Source organism: Amycolatopsis orientalis DSM 40040 = KCTC 9412, assembly GCF_000478275.1.
GTDB lineage: Bacteria > Actinomycetota > Actinomycetes > Mycobacteriales > Pseudonocardiaceae > Amycolatopsis > Amycolatopsis orientalis.
Map to the genome: position 1 here is coordinate 138,321 of NZ_ASJB01000028.1, position 15,126 is coordinate 153,446.

Sequence of the window (15,126 nt, forward strand, 5' to 3'; positions counted from 1 at the left end):
AAGGGGTCGCAGGTTCGAATCCTGTCAGCCCGACCGGAACGAGAGAGCCGCTTGGCTTGAACTTTCGTTCAAGCCAAGCGGCTCTTTCATTATGGCGTCACTCCGAGGACGCGGCTGACCAGCCGACCGCAAGCCGCACCCGGCCAACGGCTCCGCCTCAGGTCCGTTTGCGGCTCGCGATCTCCTCAGAGAGCCGCCGCACCTGGCCAGGGTTCGCGTCCCGGGCAAGCGCGACGTAGTGGTCCATGACGGCCGGCCGGTAGCGCACGGGCAACGTCTGTCCTGGGGCGAGCCGGGTGAGCTCGGTGATCGTGAGGTCTTCGTCCGCGATACCGCGGAACGAGATGCCGCCGGCGGTCTCCACGTCCAACATCAGGACCACGCGGGGACTGCCGTCGCTGCTGACCTCCCGCCAGTCGACAAGAACGCCGAGAGCGAGCGCCCCCGTACGCAGTTCCGCGTTGCGCTTCCACGCATCCCTGCTCAGGAGCGGGTTCGGGGCGATGCCCGGGAAGGCGGGCCCGACACCGAGCGATTCCCGGCTCAGGTCGGGCCTGAGCTGCGCCATCAGATCGTCGAGCTTCTTCTTGGAACCGAAGAACATCCTGGCCCCTCCTTCACCCGGTGCCAGAATCTCGGCCTGGCGCTTCGCCCCCGTCGCGATTGTACGTCGCGGCCGATCCCGTCCTTCGTCGCATCGCGGCGATCACGCTCTAGTGTCTCGACGGTAAAGATCTGGACGGAGCCGCCTGCCAAGACCGACGTCGAAGCCGTCGTTCGCCGCTACTTCGGCCTCCTGCGGGACGGGAAGACGCCCGAGGCCGAGCAACTCGTCGATCACACGTCCGTCAAGCACGTGCTCAAATCGCTCTGGTCAGGTTCCGTCGGCGCGAGCCTCGATACGGAGCCCGCTGCCGACGAGTGGAAACGCGACTTGTCCTGGCTCCGCGGACTCGCCTTGAGGAACTTCGCCTGGGGTGACTCCGGGAGCAATCTCTACGTCGAGATCACCTTCCGCGAGCAGACGATCGACGTGGCCTTGGGTTTCTGGGTCAAGCCTGTCGACGACGGTTGGGTTGTCTCAGGACCGTCCACGCTCTGGTAGTCGTGAGTGGCGATTCGAGTTTTACTGAGTCGGTCTTGAGGCGCGCGACGTCCGCCGCGGGGCGTAGAGACGATGCATCAGCAGTTCGAGGGGGCCGCGGTCGAACCGTCGAAGCCACAAGAGGGCGAACGCGACGTCCACCAGTCCGACGAAGGTCCAGAGGCCGACGATCCACCATGGACGGGCGTCCGCGAACCTCTCGGCGAGCCCCAGACCCCAGCCATAGCAGAGGAAACCGGCCAGCACGTTCTGGAGTACATAGCAGGAGAGAGAGGTTCGACCGACCGCGATCAGTCCACTTCGGACAAACCCCGGCTTTTCCCGCATCCGAAGGGAGAGATGGGTGACCAGAGCGAGCAGGCCCAGTGCGACCAGCGGCGGCAGCAAGTACCTGTCGACGAGGAACCAGTCCGGGCCGCCGAATCCGGTCAGTACGTTCAGGGGCAGTCCGACGGCGAAGCCCAGGACGAGCAGACGCGCACGAAGCTTCGCGCCCTTCTCGGTGTCTTCGAAGACACCGGCCCTCCGCAGGCGGGAACCGAGCAGGAACAGGACGACGGCGGAGGGCACGATCAGGACGGTTTCCGCCCGCAGCATCAGGAAATCGGTGAAGCGGACGCTGACCTGCGCGGGCCAGCTGGCCGTCGTGGTGGGATCGACCTGGGCAGGCGTGCCGGAAATACCCGGTCCTGCCACGAGCAACGCGGTCACGGCGAGGATCAGCGTGGCGTACACCGCGCCCACCGCCACGACGACATTGCGGACGACCCGACCGCTCCGGCCGATGAGGTACGCGACGAGCAGCGAAGTGAGCCCGTAGGCCATGAGCACGTCGGCTTCGAAGACGAGCAGGTAGTGCGCGACCCCTTCCATGAAGAGGATTCCCGCCCGGAGTGGATACCGGCCCGGCCAGGAAACACCGCGACGCCGGGCGGACTGGTACTGCAACTCGAGGCCGACACCGAACAGGATCGTGAGCAGCGCGAGGAACTTGCCGTTGCTCAGCGTGCGAAGTCCGACTTCGACGTGCTCCGCGAAGCCGTTCGCGGTACTGACGAAGTCCTGGAAGAAACCCAAGGGCCCGCCGGGATGCGCGAAAAGGAACACGTTGGTCCCGAAGGTGCCGAGAATCGCCACCCCTCGGAGTAGATCCAGGGAAGAAATCCGCCCACTACGAGAGTGCTGCGCGGCGGTGGCCGCTGTCCGGTGGATCATGTCGTCGAGCATGCCACCGCCCGCGGCGGGCCTCGTCCGTCATTGGAACGATCTTGTCCTGGTCACTTGGTAGCAGTCCGGCCGGCGTCACCTTCGCTGCCAGGTTTCGGTCAGAGGACCCTTAGTGCGGGAACGGCAACCCGTTTGGGTGAAAGACTATCCTACCGCGCGCCCGCGTCCTGGCTTTTGAGGAGGCGGGGTGTGATCCGGTCACGAACCGTAGATCGCGTGCTGCCGACTGGTCTGACTGACTGTCGTCCTTTCGTTGGTCGTTCGTCTCGATCCAAAGGACTACAGGACATGCGGGAGAGGCAGTGTCGCGGTGCCGTCCCGACCGCATGCAGGACCGCGACGGTGATCCACCTTCGTGGCCCTGCCCATCAGACCGCCGGGCCCAGGTTTGGTCTGGAACCTCAGCTCCCAGGCCAGTCCTCCTTTCAGGATGCCCATCCTGTACCGCCTGACCGGGTCATCTGATGGCCGAGATGGCTTGTGAAGCGGCAGGTAGGAGGCAGGCGTAGCTCAAGGGGATCAGGTTCACGAACGTCCCGTTGGCCCCGGTGCAGATGCGGGCGGCTTCCTCGACTCGGCGGTTGGCCGGGTTGAGGGGGTTGAACACGCAGACGTAGCCCACCGGGTTGACGGTGAGGGACAAGACTCCGCCGGTCGCGTTGCACAGTTCCGTCGCGTTTCCCGTACTCGAGCCCGGGCCCGATGTCGGTGGCGTGCTCGTGTTCTCGCAGCTGGCGTGGATGTCGAGGTCGGGCGGGGGCCCTTGACAGGTGTCGATGCCGTCGCCGCCGTCGAGGCTGTCCTGGCTGCCGTCGTTGGAGGCGCCGATGAGGGTGTCGTTGCCCGCGCTGCCGGAGATGGTGTCGATGTCCAGCCCGCCCGCGAGGGTATCGCCGCCGGTACCCCCGGTGATGGTGTCGTTGCCGTCGCCGCCGTTGACCGTGTCGTCGAAGTCCGAGCCGGTGATGGTGTCGTTCCCGCCGTTGCCGTTGATCGTCTTCGCGGGGTTCGTGCCACCGCAGTCGATGGTGTCGTTGCCGGGACTTCCGGTCACGACCGTACTGGTCTGGGTGACGCCGGGGCTGACGACACAGTTGACGGCAGCGTGAGCGGGCAGCGGGTTAGCCGCCCACAAGGCGGGCACCGCAAGGGTTCCTGCCAGCACGGCGACAATTCCCCGGCGGACCGGATTCTGATGAAATCTCATGTTCTTCATTTCCCGAAACACAGTGAGGGATGACTCGCCTGGGCGCGGTGCGCCGGCGGAACAGACTTGTGCGAACAGCGCTCGGCCGGCCTTTCGGCCTCCGCCGCGTTCACACGAAAAGACCTCGGTTCGTGATCTTGAACCGCGATCTTCGCGGATATGTCACGTCACCGAGGTCTAGGGGTACGACAGGCGAATTTACTCCCGTGACCACGGAAACCGATATGACTGTACCTCGAATGGGGGCGCACCGTCTGGGGTCGACGCGAGCCTGCGCGGCCGGTCCATACGGCGTTTCCGCGAACACGCCGCGCCCGTGTCTCTGGCACCCGGTCTGCCATCTGGGACACAATCGCCACCAGTGGACGCGCGCCGGCTCCTCGCGGTTGCATCCGCCTGACCGCTGTCGTCGGGCCGACAGGGATCGCCGCGTCAGGAGTGATCATCACCTCGATCGCCGCCTGGTTCACGGACAGACCGCGATCCGTCGAACAGATAACCAAGCCGTTCCGCAGAGGCAATTCGATGTCGTTCACCGTGGTGTCGACCGAACCGGTCCGGGTACCGCCGGTGCACACCGAAACGATGCATCGAACCAGTGTTCCACCCCGATAGCGTGAATCATTGTCCGCCAAGAGGGCCATAAGGGATCGCTACCGGAAACTTCGTCACCGACAAGGAAAGATCAAATTCTTTTCAGCGGCAAGTGCGACAAGATAGCAGACCATACTGCCGACTGCCAGGAGCAAGAGCTCAACAGTCCTGTCGCGCCACCCAAGGGCACCAGGATGACCATTCTGGCCAAACAGTCGACATGTCACCGCACGCACAACGAGCCGGTAGACACAGGGAGGCCCCCCGTGGTTCTCTGTTCGCCGCATCCGGAAACGCGATTCCAGCCAACACCGAGGACCCGACCCTTCATGGACGAGACCGCCCGAGTCATCACCTATTCCGTTGATGGACTTTACGACAGATGCTCAAAGATAAACTTCGAATTCGACGACTTCTTGTACCTGGGTTTCCATTTGCGCGCCGACCGCCCCGTTGGCCTTGTCGACATCGGCGCCGTAACACTCCAGCAGTTCTCGGACGATGAGGTAATCGCGCGATACAATGTCAATTTCACGAAAGGCGGAGGGAAGTTCTCCCTTGTGCACGGCCACTCTTACCGGCGACATTTCGCGAATCGCTGGATCAGCGCCTACCAGTTCGTGGACATACCGAGCCGCTCTCCAGTTTCTCAACTCGGCGCCACGGACGAGCTCAAAACCGCGTGGTTGCATGTCAGGAAATCGTTGCCCTTCGCGCGACGTCTCCAATGAGATACGTGCACCTGGTTCAGGTCAACGCCAAGTTCTTCGGCGATTTCTCGTACCGCAAGCCGACCTGCGGGGCGTCGCCGACGAGCGGCGATTAGATCGCCACCCGCACGTCGGTGAAGTGTTGGAGTGACTGTCCGCGCCACCGGTGACGGCGGACGAGGGCAGGTCAGGCGATAGCGGTAGCCTTGCCGGAGCAGCTGTCGGGGGCGAATCGGACGTTGCGGCAAGCCTGGAACTCGACCCGGACGCCACGGTTGAGGTTGAGGTTGTAGGTGGCGTGGGTACCACATCCACCGCTGTGATCGTGGCGGGTTTCCCGTCCGTGAATCCAGTACTTGAGGTAGACAGGGTCGCCGTCGCAGGCAGTGTCGTAGAGCCGGAAGACGTCGCCACCCGGCGTGAACACAGCGAGCGCGCCCGTGATTCGCGCGGAGTTGTCGGCGAACGCGGGTGCCGCTGTGCCGATCAGGGCACCCGCACCGAGCAGGATCCCTACAGCGGAGGCCGCTAATTTGCTGTTCATGGCTGTCGTTGCCTTTCCACTACTGACGGATGGTGCTCGCACCGACCTTGGCGGTGCGAGCACAAGCGTCATCGCGCCTGAGAGCCGGCAGCAATGCCTGGGCCGCGTCCCGGGACACAGCAGCGAGCTGACCAGCGCGAACAGTGAGCAGGACAGGACGAGAGGACAAGCAGGACATGCCATCAGCGAGCGATCGAAGACGCGACCTCGCGGTGGAGCTCGGCGCACATCTACTTCGTCTGACGAAAGTGAGTGGCCGGCCGTACCGAGAGCTGGCAGAACATGCTCTGGTATCGAAGACCGCCTGGGGGGACTACTGCGCGGGAAAGCGACCCCCGTCACGAGACGTGCTGCTGAACATGTTGCGAGTGCTCGAGGCCGACGCCGTTGATCGGGCGCACCTCCTGGCCCTGAGACAACAGCTCGACACCGGGCCGTCAACCTCCACCACCGCGGCCTCCGAGCAGGCACCGCCTACCCCACTTCCCTCCGCCGGAACGCAGCCAGCGCAGACCCGGCCGCGCAGACGGCTGACGGCCCCAGTCGTCGACAGCGAAGGGTCCAGTGCCGCTCAGTCCACGACCTCGGAGCCCACTGTGGAGCCCGGCTCCTCCGGGGAAAGCCGAGCTGGTCGAAAGGTCCGGCGAGGGCGTTGGGCGGCCGCCATCGTCGTTCCTTCCGCGCTCGCTGCGGCGACGTGGTGGGGTATCAGCGCCGCGAACAACCCTGGCCGGGAGTGCGCGCTGGTCATCAAGGAAAGCGCCCCGGTGTGGAGAAGTCTGTCCGAGCCCGTCCTGAAGACCAAACGTGGCGGCGAAATCGTTCAACTCCACACCGTCGTCGAGCCGACCATCGTTGGTGATGTCCTTTTCCGGCCCGTCCTGGTGGCTGCCGACGGTGCGCGAACCTACGGCTGGATGCGCGATACCGACCTGCGAGGTGCCCCCTGCTCGCCGCGTTGACCCCGTGAACGCACTCGGCCGATGCGTAAGGTATCCGCGAACGTGATCCGGCCAGTCCACCACATGTCGCTCGCGGAAGACGCGTCACCGATTGCCGCTGGTCACCTCCGCCGGGCGTCAATCCGCCGAGATCCGCCGGGTTTCGGCGACCTTGACGTTGTAATGGGCACCGTTCACGACCGTGGTCTCGAGGAGAACCTCGAAGTGCTCCATCTTCTTCATCCTGCGGAGGAACTTCCGGTCCCCGAGCTTCTCCGCCGCGGCCGCGGTGCCGTGTTCCCAGCAACCCGCCACGATGACGATCTCCGACGTATCCGGAGCCAAGGGGTTCGGCGTCCGGATGATCAAGGCATAGTCGCTGACCGGATAACCTGACTCGTCGTACCGCGGCGCCGAAACACGGCCTGTGCTCACATCGTGCACCTCGGCAGCCGCGTGCTCAGGGTCTTCGACGAAAGCGTAGGAGATCACTCCGCTCAGCTTCGCCAACATCGTCCTCGTGACCGCATTCGCCTCCGGCCCGCCGATCAGGACCAGGTCCGAACTCAACTCACGCCGCGACAACTGCTTCGACTCGCCCACCCAAAGCCCGCCAGAACCTGCGCGCCCGGATCAACCGGAGGCGCCGCCTCGCGTTCGTCACCACCCAGACCAGCACACCCCCGATCGCCGCCGCGATCAGATTGCCGGAAATATCGGGCAAGGCCTGGACCAGCCAACCGCCGACACCTCCGACAGCCAGCCCCATACGGAGCCACCCCTCACCGACGCGCTCCCCTCTCCAGTCTCGCTCGGCCCGCGCCCCGTTACCACCGGGGTCGTCAAGTCCGTACGAGGGCGGGAATCAGCGGAGGAGCCGGAGCGGGAGCCGCTCGAGGCCGCGGAAGCTCACGTTGGACCGCCAGCGGAGTTCCTCGCCGGTCAGCTCCATCTTGCCGTAGCGCCGCAGCAGTTTCGTCAGCACCACGGCGGTCTCCATCTTGCCGAGGGCGGCGCCGAGGCAGTAATGCGGGCCGCCGCTGAAGGCCAGCGTCTTGATCCCGGTGCGGGTCACGTCCAGGCTTTCGGGGTGGCTGTACCGTGCCGGGTCCCGGTTCGCCGCCCCGAACAGCAGCATCACTTTGGCGCCAGCGGGGAGTATCGCGTCGTCGAGCACGACCTCTTCGTCCAGGAGCCTGGAGACGATCTGCACGGGTGCGTCGTACCGGGTGATCTCCTCGACGGCGCCCGGCATCAGCTCGGGGTTCTCGCGCAGCAGCTGGAGCTGATCGGGGTGGCGCAGCAGTGCCAGCACCCCGTTGCCGACCAGGTTCACCGTGGTCTCGTGGCCCGCGACGAACAGGAACAGCACGTTGGCGACGATCTCGTGGTCGGTCAGGCGCACGCCGTCGACCTCGGTGTGCAGGAGCAGGGACAGGATGTCGTCGGTCGGCGCGGCCCTGCGCCGGTCGAGCTCGCCGGTGACGTACTCGCGGAACTCGGTCTCCGCGCGGTTCATCTCGGCGACGTCGGCCGTGGTGATCGACGGGTCGATCACGCGGCTGATCTGTTCGGTCCACTGACGGCACTGGACCCGGTTGTCGGTGGGCAGGCCGAGCAGTTCACAGGTCACGGTGACCGGCAGCGGCAGGGCGAGGCTCTCGATCAGGTCGGTCTCGCCATCGCCCATGGCGTCGAGCAGGCGATCGGCCTCCGCGGTCACGCGCGGCCGCAACCGCTCGACGGCGCCACGGGTGAACACTTTGCCGAGCACGCCGCGGATCCGCCGGTGCGGCGGCCCGTCCAGCATGAGCATCCAGTTCCGCACGCTGCGCACGAGCGGGCTGTCCAGTCCGCCCCTGCGTTCTGCCCAGACCTGGTTCCGGTAGAACTCGCTGGAGACCCCCGGAGCGCGCAGCACGGCGTCCACGTCGGCGTAGCGAGAGAGCACCCAGTAGCCGAAATGGGACTGGTGCACGGGATCGGCTTCCCGCAGGCGGCGGTAGATGGGGTACGGATCTGTCCGCACCGCGGGATCGCGTGGGTCGAAGAGCGCGGTCATATCCGTCCTGTCCTGTGTCGGTGTGCCCGTGCTTCCCGCTCATCCGTCCGTGGTGACCGGAAGGGCGACGAGTCCGCGGAGGAGGATGCTGTTGTGCCAGCGCAGTTCGCCCGGCTCCACCGCGAGGGTGAGGCGGGGGAACCGGTCGAGCAGCACGCGGAAGGCGACTTCGCCCTCGATCCGGCCCAGTGCCGCGCCGAGGCAGTAGTGGACGCCGTGACCGAAGGCGATGCTGCCGCGGGTCGACCGCTCGATGTCCAGCTCGTCCGGCCGCTCGAACCGGCCGGGATCCCGGTTCGCCGAACCGATCGCCAGCAGCACGATCTCCCCGGCCGGGATCGTCGTGCCGCCGATGGTCACCTCCTCGTCGGTGAACCGCATGGTGGCCGTGTTGACCGGGCTCTCGAGCCGGAGGAACTCCTCCACCGCACCGGGCAGCAGTTCCGGGTTCGCCCGCAGCCGCCCCAGTTGTTCCGGGTCGCGCAGCAGCGCGAGCGCTCCGCTGCCGATCAGGTTCACCGTCGTCTCATGCCCGGCGACCAGCAGCAGGGAGGCCATCGCGGTGGCCTCGGCGTGCGTGAGGCGGTCCGCGTTCTCGTCCGGGGCCAGGATCTCGGAGAGGATGTCCGCGCCGGGATGGGCGACTTTGCGTGCGACGAGCCTGTCGAGGTACTCCCCCATCGCCTCCCTCGCCGCCAGTTGCTCGTGCGGCGGCGCGGTCGACAGCATGGTGCGCGACCAGCCGCCGAACTCCGCACGCCGATCGTCGGGGACACCGAGGATCTCGCAGATCACGGTCGTCGGCAGCGGGAAGGCGTAGTCCTCGATCAGGTCGACGGATCGCTCCCCGGCCGCGAGCCTGGCCGCCATCGCGTCGGCCAGTTCGACGGCCAGCGCCTCGATCCGCGGGCGCAGCAGAGCGGCGGCCCGCCCGGTGAACGCCTTGCTGACGAGCTTCCGCAGCCGAGTGTGCTCGGCCCCGTCGGAGTGCAGCATGTGGTGGTCCAGGCCCATGTCGAACTCTTCGGCGTCCTCGGGGAGGCCGGCGGCACGGCGCAGGATCCGGGCCAGTTTCGTGGCGTCCTTCGCCAGCCGGGAATCGGCCAGCCCGGCGCGAACGTCCTCGTATCCGGTGACCAGCCAGACCGGCGGGCTCATCCCCATCCGCACCTTGGTCACCGGGCGCCGGGCGCGCAGCAGCGCGTATGTCGGGTACGGGTCGTCGGTGAAGCTCTCGTCGATCATGACGACGTCGTCGGCGATGTCGAGCACCGCACCGGCCGGTCCTGGCTTCCCCGCCGGGCATGAAGGTGTTGGCATGACCAGAGTTCTCCTCGGTGGTGGCTGTCGGGGCGGGAGTCAGATCGCGCGGATCCGGTGCACGAACTCGGTCAGGTCCACCGCGGCGGCCCGGCCGCCTGCCGTCGCGAAGTCGGTGACCAGGCGCACCAACGATTCGTAGGCCTCGGTGTGGTCGTACGAGGTGGCGTCGGTGATCTTCATCGACCAGCGCCAGTACCCGTTGAGCGTGTCCGCCAACGGCATCCGGAAGGTGGCGAGGACGTCTTTGAGGTCGTGCACCGTCGACTCCAGCCCGTGCCGCCGGACGTAGGCGCCGACGAGTTCGCTGTAGAACGCGAAGTGCCGTGCCTCGTCCCTGGCCAGCCGGTGCAGCAGATCGCGCAGCACCGGCTCTTGGGCGACGGCCTTGAACCGCTGGTAGAACAGCTGCGTGGCCTTCTCCTGCACCAGGGTGTAGGTGAAGGCCTGCACCGGCGTCTCGTAGGGCAGCGCGAACTTCTTGCGCCCCTCCTCCGCCAGTTCCCACATCAGCGTGTCCGGATCGCTGATCCCGGCTTCGATCTGGTACCTGGTCAGCACCGAGGCGTGCCGCTCCTCGTCGTTGGCCCAGGAGATCAGGAACCGGAAGTACTCCCGGTTGAAACAGAACTCCTCGATGGCCTGATCCCCGTCGGCGACCGGGAACGCCTGGAGGAAGTAGGTCAGGTAGCCGGGGATGTGATCCTCGATGAAGGTGATGAACTTGACCACCGAGCGGTCGGTGTCGGTGAGTTCCTCCGGCCGCAAGGAGGTCCACGGCAGGTCGTCGACGGACCACTGCTTGGTTCCCGCCCGGCTGACGGCCTTCTTCGTCAGCTCGCGCATCTGCGCGGGCTCGATGGTCAGGCGTGCCGGTGCTGTCGCCTGCCCGGCGAAAGGGTCGTTCACGGTGCCTCCGTCGGCCCCATCCGGGACTTCAGCGCGCTGAGCGCGTAGTGCTTGGTGGTGTAGCCCCAGCCCGCGTTCGCCGTCTGCAGGTACCGGATCAGCGGTTCGCCCATCCCGGGCGCCACCTCCTCGACGCGGTCCAAGGCGGCCTGCGCGCGCTCCTCCCACTGCTCGATGGTGCGGTGGTAGTGCGCGGTGAGGTCGGTGAGCCCGGTGAGGCTGAACCCGGCCGACTCGATCGCCGCCACGAGCGCCGAGACCGGCACCATGTCGGCGAACCCGAAGATGGACTCGGTGACGTGCACCGTGCCCGGCCGCCGGGAGAACTCCCGGTAGGTCGCGTCGTCGCGGAAGCAGCTCTCGGACAGGTACAGCGATCCGTTGCGCCGCAACAGGCCGTGCACCTTGCGCAGCACCTGTGCCCGGTCCGGCATGTGCACGATCGAACCGAGCATGGTGACCGCGTCGAACCTCCCGGCCATCTCGAGTTCGCTGAACGAGCCGGACCGCAGGGTCACCAGATCGGTGACACCGGCCTCCTCCGCCCGCTGCCTGATGTACTCCGCCTGTGGGCCGGACGGGGTCACCCCGGTGACGCGGCAGTCGTATTCCTTCGCCATGAACAGGATCAGGCTGCCCCAGCCGCAACCGACGTCGAGCAACTGCTCGCCGCCGCGCAGCCCCAGCCGCCTCGCCACGAAGTGCAGCTTGTTCGTTTGCGCCTGGTCCAGGTCGGTGTCCGCGTCGGGGTAGAGCCCGGCGCTGTACTTCATCCGCCGGTCGAGGTAGATCTCGAACAACTCGGCGGGCAGCTCGTAATGTTTGTTGGTCGCCCGGTAGGCCTCCTGCGGAGTCGGCGCGGTCATGACGCCGCCAGGTCCCCGCTGACACTCTTCTCCACCATCACGACCAGCTCGTCGACGGTCTTCACCGCGAAGATGGCCTCGTCGTCGAACTCCACGTCCCAGCGACGCTCCAATTTGGACACCACGCGCAGCATCTTCATGGAGTCGGCGCCGGGCAGCTCCCTGAGCACGTCGGTACCGGCGATCCCGGCGGCGGGGATCTTCAGTTCGGTGGCGAGGTATTCGGTGGTGACCGAGGCGATCTGCTCGCGGCTGACGGACTCGCTGGTCATGATTCTCCAGTTCCATGGTCGAAGTAATGCCGGACGCGGCCGAAGGTGGCCTCGTCCAGCTCCATCAGGTTCTTGGCCTGCTCCGCGCGGATCGGCTGGAAGGTGCCGCTCGCCATGACGTGCACTTCGCCGTCGGGTCCGGTGATCTCGGCCTCGGTGTGCAGCACCCCGTTGCCCCGCCCGGTGATCCGCGCCGTGGTCAGGTACGGCAGGCCGACCCGCAGCGGCAGCAGCATCTTGCTCCGCAGGGTCACGGAGAACGCGAGCATCCCGTGCACCAGTGCCAGGGTGTCGCCCATCACCTCGTCGAGAAGCACGTGCACGATGCCGCCGTGCACGATCCCCGGGTAGGAGGCGTAGTCCGCGGAGAACACCGTTTCGGTCGCGTAGTCCCCGTCCGGCAGCCGCCTCATCTTCAGTTTGAGCCCGACCGGGTTACGCGGGGAGCAGCCGAAGCAGTTGAACGACGGTTCGGCGTGCCAGGGGAACTCGACCTCCTCACCGGTGCTGTGCGCGGCAAGGCTCATACCGCGACCTCGGCCTTGATCGACTCCTCGGCGATGGCGCGCCGGACGTCGGCCATCTTGGTCAGCTTGTAGCCGGTGAGCACGGAGAAGTACTTGAACAACTGCTCACAGCACTTGGCCCATTCGCTGCCGTCCTCGTCGACTTCGGCGAAGTAGGCGAACATCTCGTCGATGGTCTCGTGGTCCGCCAGCTCGGGCAGGTTGCCCTTGAACCGGCTGACCGGGTGGCGGTACAGGTCGCGGGTGGTGCCCATGTAGATGTACAGGGTCTCCACCACCGACGCGCATTCCTCGGGCCGCGCGGCCAGCTGCTGGGCGGTGTAGTGCACGAACTCGCGCGCGTGCCGTGCCTCGTCGCCACTGGCCTTGCGCAGGATCGCGGCGAGCACCGGCTCCTTCATGCTGCGGGCGACGCATTTGTAGGCGTGGGTGGCGAGCACCTCGCAGATGACGTTGGTGGCCAGTGTGGCCGCCTTGGTCACGCCGGGCGGGTACGCCTCCCGCATCGAGGCGATCGTTCGGTGCTCGATGCTGTGCCCGGCCAGCTGCAACCAGGTCGAGAAGGCCAGGTGGTGCTGGATCTCCTGGTAGCCCCAGATACAGGCGAACTGGGAGAAGTCGTAGTCCATGCCGAACTCGTTGAGCAGGCCGTGGGTGGCGGCGACCACATTGGACTCACCGACGATCGCGCCCTTGGCGAACACGATGTGCTCCGGCAGCACCAGATCCGGCCGGAACTCGTCCCACGGGATGTGGTGCAGCTCCCAGGTCGCGTGCTGGTAGCCCGCGAAGACCCGGGCACTGTGCATCTGCTCGTCGGCGAGCAGCGGAACCCCGGCAGGCGAGGTCGTCGTCTTGCTGTTCACACCCGTTCTCCTTGGTCGGCGCCGGCGGGGGCCGGCGACATGCCTTCGATGTCGCCCGAGGTGACGCGCTGGGCGGCCAGCACCCGTTGCCATTTCCCGCTGGTGGTCCGGGGGATCCACCTCGGCTTGACCGCGTAGACCGCCACCTGGGCCAGCTCGAGTTCGGCGGCGACCCGCCTGCGGACCTCCTCACGCACCGCGGTGGGGTCCTCCCCCGTCTCCACGATCACGCCGATCCGCTCGCCGCCGTCGGCGTCCGTGTCGGAGAAGGCCACGCAGCGACGGCGGTAGACGCCGGGGACCTCGCGGGCGACGGTTTCGACGTCGTCCGGGAAGTAGTTCTGGCCGTGCACCACGACCATCTCCTTGCGCCGCCCGGTGACATACAGTTCGCCGTCGAGCTGGAAGCCGAGGTCGCCCGTGCGCAACCAGCCGCGGTCGAAGACGGCGGCGGTCGCGTCGGGATCGCGGAAGTACCCGGTGGTCACCGAATCGCCACGGATCTGGATCTCCCCGAGTGCCCCGTCGGCGACCACGGAGCCGTCCTCGCGCACGACGCGCAGGTCGACGCCGTGCACCGGACGGCCCACCGACACCACCGGCTTGGCTCCCGGCGCGGTTTCCGCCACCGGGCGCACGCCGCCCGTCCTGGCCAGTTCGTCGCGGTCCACCGCGCGAAGGTGCGCGGTGGCACCGGGATCGGGGAAGCTGATCGACAGGGTGGCCTCGGCCATCCCGTACACCGGGTACATCACCGAGGCGTCCACCCCGCTGGGCGCCAGTGCCTCGGTGAACCGCCGTACGGTGGCCGCGCTCACCGGTTCGGCGCCGTTGAACGCCAGGCGCCAGCGGGACAGGTCCAAAGTGGACAGCTGATCCGGCGGCACGTTGTCCAGCAGGTAGTCGTAGGAGAAATTGGGGCCGGTCAGCACCGTGCCGCCGTGCGCGGCGAAATGCTCCAGCACCTTGCCTGGCCGCCGCAGGAACGTGGTCGGGGCGAAGACGTGCACGTCGGCACCGTTGAGCCAGTGCGACTGAAGGCCGATCAGGCCCATGTCGTGGAAGGTCGGCACCCACTGCATGAACACGTCGTCGGGGCTGAAGCCACCGGACACCACGCAAGCCCGCAGCCCGGCCATGGTCGTGCGGTGCGGCAGCATCACTCCCTTGGGCAAGCTCGTGCTGCCCGACGTGAACTGCACGATCGCCAGCGCGTCGGGGTCGACGGTGGGCAGGGACCGCTTCTCGCCGGTGCCGCCGGGCGCGGGCGGAAGCAGCAGGTTCACCTCGGTGCCCAGTGCGGCGAGCGCGCCGCCGAGGTCCGCGTGGTCGGCGTCCAGCACGATGTGGCGCATCCCCGCGGCCGCGGTGATGCGGGACAGCCGTCGAGCGGTGCCGTGCACGTCCCCGAATCCGGCCTGGACCGGCAGCACGCTGATGGCGGCGCCGGCGCGCCAGAGCCCGTAGATCGTGGTGAGGAAACGGGCGGCGGTGGGCACCAGCACGCCGACCACGTCTCCGGGGCGTACCCCGGAGCGCAGGAACTCGTGCGCGGCGGCGGTGGCGGCCAGCTCCAGCTCGGCCGCGGTGATCTCGTCGCCGGCGGTGGGGAATCTCGCCCGGGAGCCGGGCGTGGCGTTCGCCAGCCGCGTGAGACTTTCCTCCAGGGTGCTCCCGTCCAGCAGAGCAGGTCGCATGGAATTTCCCTCGGTGGCAATTGATGGATGCGCGAGTCCGGCTCGGATTCCGTTTACCGGTGCCACACCGTAACCCCGTACCGCGGCGATTCATAGAGTCGGCCCGCGAGATTAGGGGTCCACTGAATACAACCCCTAATTTCGATAACCTCCCCCTAGCGCAAAGGGATGACATTGACAGGGTTTCCGCGAGCTGACTACGGTCAGCGAACCCCGCATTCCGTAAATGACGCGCCTGAGCGTGTACCGGTATTCTTCCGACCGCACTTTGCTCAGACC

The 15,126-nt window shown here is 66.8% G+C and carries 16 protein-coding genes; 2 read left to right on the forward strand and 14 right to left on the reverse strand.

What is annotated here, in order from left to right:
• Positions 1 to 157 precede the first annotated feature (157 nt).
• Positions 158 to 604: a hypothetical protein gene (locus L324_RS07140; RefSeq protein ID WP_037305208.1), complete on the reverse strand. Its 447-nt coding sequence runs from the start codon at positions 602 to 604 to the stop codon at positions 158 to 160.
• Positions 605 to 934: 330 nt separating this feature from the next.
• On the opposite strand from L324_RS07140, the gene L324_RS43460 reads away from it, so the two are divergent.
• Positions 935 to 1,105, forward strand: coding sequence for a hypothetical protein (locus tag L324_RS43460; RefSeq protein ID WP_235783429.1), 171 nt, complete (start codon positions 935 to 937; stop codon positions 1,103 to 1,105).
• 21 nt (positions 1,106 to 1,126) lie between these two features.
• On the opposite strand, the gene L324_RS07150 is transcribed toward L324_RS43460, so the two are convergent.
• The 4 genes from L324_RS07150 to L324_RS07165 all read right to left on the reverse strand — a co-directional run bounded on the left by L324_RS07150 (position 1,127) and on the right by L324_RS07165 (position 5,387).
• Positions 1,127 to 2,320, reverse strand: coding sequence for a DUF418 domain-containing protein (locus L324_RS07150; RefSeq protein WP_037305453.1), 1,194 nt, complete (start codon positions 2,318 to 2,320; stop codon positions 1,127 to 1,129).
• Positions 2,321 to 2,789: 469 nt separating this feature from the next.
• The gene (locus tag L324_RS43975; protein WP_328286136.1) at positions 2,790 to 3,497 is read right to left on the reverse strand and encodes a hypothetical protein; all 708 of its coding nucleotides are present in this window, start codon (positions 3,495 to 3,497) and stop codon (positions 2,790 to 2,792) included.
• 1,022 nt (positions 3,498 to 4,519) lie between these two features.
• Positions 4,520 to 4,861, reverse strand: coding sequence for a hypothetical protein (locus L324_RS42125; protein WP_152546719.1), 342 nt, complete (start codon positions 4,859 to 4,861; stop codon positions 4,520 to 4,522).
• Between the two features lie 169 nt (positions 4,862 to 5,030).
• On the reverse strand, positions 5,031 to 5,387 hold the full coding sequence (locus L324_RS07165) for a hypothetical protein (protein ID WP_037305214.1): 357 nt from the start codon (positions 5,385 to 5,387) through the stop codon (positions 5,031 to 5,033).
• A gap of 176 nt (positions 5,388 to 5,563) precedes the next feature.
• Between L324_RS07165 and L324_RS41420 the strand changes: the two genes are divergently transcribed.
• Positions 5,564 to 6,349 (forward strand): helix-turn-helix domain-containing protein, encoded by a 786-nt coding sequence (locus tag L324_RS41420; protein WP_081736221.1) that lies wholly within the window; start codon positions 5,564 to 5,566, stop codon positions 6,347 to 6,349.
• Positions 6,350 to 6,466: 117 nt separating this feature from the next.
• On the opposite strand, the gene L324_RS43980 is transcribed toward L324_RS41420, so the two are convergent.
• The 9 genes from L324_RS43980 to L324_RS07215 form a co-directional block, all read right to left on the reverse strand.
• Positions 6,467 to 6,841, reverse strand: coding sequence for a hypothetical protein (locus L324_RS43980; RefSeq protein WP_499698305.1), 375 nt, complete (start codon positions 6,839 to 6,841; stop codon positions 6,467 to 6,469).
• Positions 6,842 to 7,193: 352 nt separating this feature from the next.
• Complete coding sequence (locus tag L324_RS07180) at positions 7,194 to 8,390, reverse strand: cytochrome P450 (protein WP_037305218.1); 1,197 nt, start codon at positions 8,388 to 8,390, stop codon at positions 7,194 to 7,196.
• Positions 8,391 to 8,429: 39 nt separating this feature from the next.
• Positions 8,430 to 9,710 (reverse strand): cytochrome P450 family protein, encoded by a 1,281-nt coding sequence (locus L324_RS07185; protein ID WP_081736222.1) that lies wholly within the window; start codon positions 9,708 to 9,710, stop codon positions 8,430 to 8,432.
• Between the two features lie 39 nt (positions 9,711 to 9,749).
• Positions 9,750 to 10,619, reverse strand: coding sequence for an acyl-ACP desaturase (locus L324_RS07190; RefSeq protein WP_037305221.1), 870 nt, complete (start codon positions 10,617 to 10,619; stop codon positions 9,750 to 9,752).
• Positions 10,616 to 11,485: an SAM-dependent methyltransferase gene (locus L324_RS07195; protein WP_037305222.1), complete on the reverse strand. Its 870-nt coding sequence runs from the start codon at positions 11,483 to 11,485 to the stop codon at positions 10,616 to 10,618. Before L324_RS07195 ends, L324_RS07190 begins: the two co-directional genes overlap by 4 nt.
• Entirely contained in the window at positions 11,482 to 11,757 is a 276-nt protein-coding gene (locus tag L324_RS07200; protein ID WP_044853120.1) for an acyl carrier protein, read from the reverse strand. The genes L324_RS07195 and L324_RS07200 overlap by 4 nt, the downstream gene beginning before the upstream one ends.
• Positions 11,754 to 12,284 carry a PaaI family thioesterase gene (locus L324_RS07205; RefSeq protein ID WP_037305223.1) on the reverse strand — a complete coding sequence of 177 codons (531 nt, stop codon included), beginning with the start codon at positions 12,282 to 12,284 and terminating at the stop codon, positions 11,754 to 11,756. Before L324_RS07205 ends, L324_RS07200 begins: the two co-directional genes overlap by 4 nt.
• A complete protein-coding gene (locus L324_RS07210) occupies positions 12,281 to 13,150 on the reverse strand; it encodes a ferritin (protein WP_081736223.1) in 870 nt (289 codons plus the stop codon). Before L324_RS07210 ends, L324_RS07205 begins: the two co-directional genes overlap by 4 nt.
• Positions 13,147 to 14,847: an AMP-binding protein gene (locus L324_RS07215; protein WP_063624573.1), complete on the reverse strand. Its 1,701-nt coding sequence runs from the start codon at positions 14,845 to 14,847 to the stop codon at positions 13,147 to 13,149. The genes L324_RS07210 and L324_RS07215 overlap by 4 nt, the downstream gene beginning before the upstream one ends.
• Positions 14,848 to 15,126: the final 279 nt, after the last annotated feature.